Annotated in this window: 1 protein-coding gene; it reads right to left on the reverse strand. The window is 72.9% G+C overall.

The annotated features are described in order from the left end of the window. Positions 1-1,019: pyruvate kinase (locus G6020_RS15195; protein WP_241732759.1), on the reverse strand; the 1,019-nt coding region annotated here is incomplete at both ends.

Raw genomic sequence — 1,019 nt, forward strand, 5'->3', positions numbered from 1 at the left:
CCATCCGCGAGTGGATCGCGTCGAGGGTCTCGATCGCCTCCGCCACGTAGGGCCCCTTGTTGAGCATCACGCACTCGGACCGCTGCGCCGAGCCCGCGTCGGAGATCTCCGCGCGGGACGGCATCCCGGTCTTCGCGAGCGACTCCAGCACCTGCGTCGCCAGCACGACCGGAACGCGGGCCGCCTGGCACATCAGCGTGATGTTGCGCGGGATCTCCGAGAGCGACTCGAATCCCATCTCGACGGCGAGGTCACCGCGCGCGATCATCACCCCGATCCGGTCGTGGCGCATGGCCTCCAGCACCAGGTCCGGCAGCGCGCGGTAGGCCTGCCTGGTCTCCACCTTGAGCAGCAACCCCAGCTCCCGCCCCGATTCCGCGCGCTCCGCCCGGAGCGCCTCCACCGCGTCGGTGACGTCCCCCCTCGTCCGCACGAAGGACAGCGCCACGATGTCCGCGTGCCGGGACGCGAAGCGTAGGCACTGCCGGTCCTCGTCGGTCAGTGCGGGGGTGTCCACCTCCAGCCCGGGGACGTTGATGCCCTTCTCCGACCCCAGCCATCGGCCGCCCTCGCGGCAGCGCACCACCTCCAGCCGGGCCCAGGGCCCACCCTCCTGACCCGGCATCGAGGTCGCGACGACCTCCGCGGAGATGACTCCGTCGTCGAACAGGACGCGGTCCCCCACCGACAGGGCCTCCACGACCGCGGGGAGCGCGCACCCCAGTCGGATCTCCTCGCCGGACCGCGGCGGCTCCACCGGTTCCATGTCCACGGTGAGCAGGATCGGGTCCCCGCGGTGGACGCGGATCCGGCGCGGCACAGCGGGGATGCCGCGGACCCGGGTGTGCTCGAAGTCGCAGTCGATCAGCGTCCCGTCGCGCACCCACGCGTTGCGGTCGCCCTCCGCCAGCACGCCGTCGTCCCCCGCGGACACCACGGTGAACCGCCGCCTGAGCCGTCGTGCGTCGGGGACCTCGATCACGTCCCCCGGGGCCCGCGCCGCGAGCCACCGAGGGTCC

It is taken from the genome of Dietzia sp. B19, assembly GCF_014145155.1.
GTDB lineage: Bacteria > Actinomycetota > Actinomycetes > Mycobacteriales > Mycobacteriaceae > Dietzia > Dietzia natronolimnaea.